The organism is Methanoregula sp., from assembly GCF_002835825.1.
Lineage (GTDB): Archaea > Halobacteriota > Methanomicrobia > Methanomicrobiales > Methanospirillaceae > Methanoregula.
This window is the reverse complement of the sequence record NZ_PIZH01000239.1, coordinates 1-3,551: the sequence shown is the minus strand read 5'-3', so window position 1 is coordinate 3,551 and position 3,551 is coordinate 1. Positions and strand designations below refer to the sequence as shown.

5 protein-coding genes are annotated in these 3,551 nt (G+C 60.2%); 2 read left to right on the top strand and 3 right to left on the bottom strand.

The annotated features are described in order from the left end of the window. A partial coding sequence (locus tag CW742_RS08975) for a DUF4177 domain-containing protein (RefSeq protein ID WP_292419378.1) occupies positions 1-195 on the top strand: 195 nt, incomplete at its 5' end. 79 nt (positions 196-274) lie between these two features. Beyond that, positions 275-1,672 carry a DNA-directed DNA polymerase II small subunit gene (locus CW742_RS08970; RefSeq protein WP_292419375.1) on the top strand — a complete coding sequence of 466 codons (1,398 nt, stop codon included), beginning with the start codon at positions 275-277 and terminating at the stop codon, positions 1,670-1,672. Positions 1,673-1,687: 15 nt separating this feature from the next. Here CW742_RS08970 and CW742_RS08965 read toward each other — a convergent pair whose 3' ends face one another. The 3 genes from CW742_RS08965 to CW742_RS08955 all read right to left on the bottom strand — a co-directional run. Beyond that, the gene (locus CW742_RS08965; RefSeq protein ID WP_292419372.1) at positions 1,688-2,179 is read right to left on the bottom strand and encodes a hydrogenase 3 maturation endopeptidase HyCI; all 492 of its coding nucleotides are present in this window, start codon (positions 2,177-2,179) and stop codon (positions 1,688-1,690) included. Further along, on the bottom strand, positions 2,179-2,553 hold the full coding sequence (locus tag CW742_RS08960) for a 4Fe-4S binding protein (RefSeq protein WP_292419370.1): 375 nt from the start codon (positions 2,551-2,553) through the stop codon (positions 2,179-2,181). Before CW742_RS08960 ends, CW742_RS08965 begins: the two co-directional genes overlap by 1 nt. Further along, positions 2,535-3,551: complex I subunit 1 family protein (locus CW742_RS08955; protein ID WP_292419367.1), on the bottom strand; the 1,017-nt coding region annotated here is incomplete at its 5' end. The genes CW742_RS08955 and CW742_RS08960, both read right to left, overlap by 19 nt.

The window sequence follows — 3,551 nt, the reverse complement described above, 5'->3', positions numbered from 1 at the left end:
GTAATCGGGCAGGAGGACGAATGGCTGAATGGGGGCAGATTCGATAAAACCTCACTGGAAAAAATGCTGAATCATTATGCGAGAGACGGTTGGATCTTGAAAGATATATCTGCCAGTAAGACCGTTGGCATTTTTTTTGGGACTCCAAGAGATGAGATGATTATTGTACTGGAACGGGATCTCTTCTATAAATAATTCCAAATATCCTCTTTCCGCATTTTCCTCGCAGTGACATAATAACAGGCTATAATTTCTTGGCAGCCAATGATCTGGTATGCTGACTGCGCAGGAGATCGCGCTCCGGTTCCTCGACACCAGGCTCCAGGTCCACCCCGAGGTGGTTCGTTATATCTTGGAGAATGACGAGCCGGACCTGATCGAGCGCATCATCGCCGGGGTGCCGGAAGATACCGTTGTCGTCTCCGCAAAGCATATCCCGGGTATCCGCCCGACCCGGGACGGCACCCGGTTCCTCCTCGATCCCACGGTCGAGGTGGTAAGCGGCAGCCCGGGAACCTCGGGACCGGTCAACGGGACCGGCGATTACCTGCACTATTTCCGGGACCGGTTCAGCCGGCTCGGCGGGATGATCCGGGGCAGGACGGGGGCTATGCCCATCGAAGGGCTTACCAAGAACACCCGGTACCGGCAGGAAGAATGCACGGTCATCGGGATGGTCGTGGATGTGAGCACGACGAAAAACGGCCACCGCATCGCCGAGATCGAGGACTCCTCGGCAAGCATCTCCGTGCTCTTCCGGAAGGACCGGCCGGTCTTTGCCGATGCCGAGCGAATCGTCCACGATGAAGTGATCGGGGTCAAGGGAAAACTCTCGAACGACGGCCGCCTCTTCTTTGCCGAGTTCCTCTACCGCCCGGACATCCGCATCGACAATACCCCGTTCAAGAGCGACAAGCCGGGGAAAGCCGTGCTCATTTCTGATGTGCACGTGGGGAGCAACACCTTCCTTGAGGAAGCCTGGAACCGGTTCGCGGACTGGCTCTCGGATTCCGACCACCAGTATCTCCTCATTGCAGGAGACCTCGTGGACGGGATCGGAATCTACCCCGGCCAGGACCAGGAACTGACGATAAAAAACATCTACGAGCAGTACGATGCCTTCGGGGCTATGCTCTCCGACCTTCCGTCGCGGATGAAGATCATCATTGCGCCCGGCAACCACGACGTGGTCCGGGGCGCCGAGCCCCAACCGGTCATCCCGGACGCGTTCACGAAGAAGTTCCCCCAAAACTGTATGCAGGTGGAGAACCCGGCCGTGGTAAACCTCCAGGGGGTCCGGGTGATGATGTATCACGGCCGGTCCATCGACGACATGATCGGTCTCATCCCCGGCGCATCCTACGAGCATTCCGGGCTGATGATGGAGGAGATGCTGATGCGCCGGCACCTTGCCCCCGCGTACGGTCGACGGACCCCGATCGCCGCTGGCAGGACCGACCGGATGATCATCGACCCCATCCCCGAGATCCTCCACACGGGCCACGTGCACATCAAGGGCATCACCACCTACCGGGGCGTGCTCGGGGTCAATGCCGGTACCTGGCAGTCCCAGACCGCGTTCCAGAAGCAGATGAACGTGAACCCGACACCGGCGCTCGCGGTGGTCGTTGACCTGCAGACGTTGGTACCAGAGACGTTCAGCTTTACCTGAAGTGACCCCCCGTGGCTAACGGTCCCGGAGGACTTCTGACACCTGTCGCAGGTTCTCGTCAAAATATCTCCGGTCAGTACCGGACAGGGCATTGCCGGGACTGCTGGTTTCCGGCTGGATGCCCAGCAGGGTGACGGGTATCCCGATATCCCGTTCGATATACTCCATGACCACCGGCAGCGGCAGGGCATGTGTCGAGAAGAGTCGCGCCCTGACCTGTTCCGGTTCGATCCGTGCAATAGTGCCGGGCCGCTCTCCCATCTCTGCCGCGTCCAGGAAGAGGACATGGTCCGGACGGTACTTCCTAAGCGGGCCGGTGATGTTCTCTGGGACTGTCTCAGCAAGGAAGACCTGTACGCCCGGGATGCTCTGGCGGTCGATCTCCCGTGCTGCAGTCATTCCATGCCGGTCCGAAGGACTGAGTTCATCGCCGATACCGACTACGGTAATCAGGCGGGTGCCCGCCAGTCTCCGCCGCAGGTCAGGAAATATCAGATCCGTGGTCATTACGTTATCACGGCTTCCTTGTCCGTACCGCAGCCCGAGAGTTTGCCGGTGACGTGGATTGCCCCGGTGGGGCAGTGCCGCTCGCAGAGCCCGCAGCGGATGCACTTGTAGAGTTTCACCTGCGGCCGCTTCTTCCGTGCAAGGCTCTTTCCCTTGAACTCGACCTCACGCGGACCGTCAATCATCGTGATCACCTGTGGCGGGCAGACCAGCGAGCACTTCGAGCACCCGATGCACTTGTCATCATCGATCGCCACCTCCCCGCGGAACGTGCAGGGGATCGGGGCCTTCTCGTACGGGTAGAGGATGGTGAGGGGTTTTGCAAACAGGTTGTGCAGCATCTCCCGGATAACGCTCATGGATGCACCCACCATGCGTTCATGACAAGGACAAGGGCAACCTGGAATACAGCTGCCCCGGCAATGTATTTCCAGCCAATATCATTGAGCTGATCGATGCGGATACGACCGGTGGCGACCCTGATGGTGGAGAGAATGAAGAGGACCGCGAGTGTCTTTATAAGGAACAGGCCAAATCCGGCGAGGGTGGCAAGCCACGCCGGGGCGATCGTCCACGGCACTTCAGGGCCGCCCAGGAAGAGGGCCGCGATGAGGGCGCTGCCGGTGACGAGCGAGACATCGAATGCCAGCTTCATGAGGGCGAGCCGGTGCCCGGTCAGCTCGGTCCACGGCCCGGCAACGATCTCCGTCTCAGCCTCGGGGATATCGAACGGCGTCCGCTCAAGCTTTGCCTGCAATGCGACCAGTGCGATGACAAAACCGACGGGCTGGAGGACCGCACACCAGGGGTGTACCTGCTGCCATGCCACGATTGCCGATACCGACCACGAGCCGGCCATCAGCCCCGGGGCGAGCATGACGAGGAAGAACGGCACCTCGTAGATGAAGAGCTGGGTGACCGTGCGGATCGCGCCAACGCAGGCAAAGACGTTCCGGCTCAGCCAGCCCACGACGAAGAGTGTCAGGGTCGGCAGCGTCATGAGGTAGAGGACGAGGATGAGGTCTCCCTGGAAAGCGAGCGGGCTTGCCCCGATGACCGGGATATAGAGGAATGCGGTCATGACTGCGGCAAGGGCTATGAGCGGGGCTGTGTTGAATGCTCCGCGATCAACACCCTTTACATCAATCACCTCCTTGCCCAGCGTCTTGATGAGGTCGGCAAGCGGCTGGAGGAGCGGCGGGCCGACCCGGTGCTGCATCCGGGCCGCGAGCTTGCGGTCGATATACTGGAAGAGGAGGGCGTACGCCAACAGGAAGAGGAAGCCGGGGAAGATGAGAATGTACACCGCGAGTATGAGGAGGTCGCTCATGGCTGCACTTCCGTCCCGTACCGTGCCCGGCACTTCCTTACC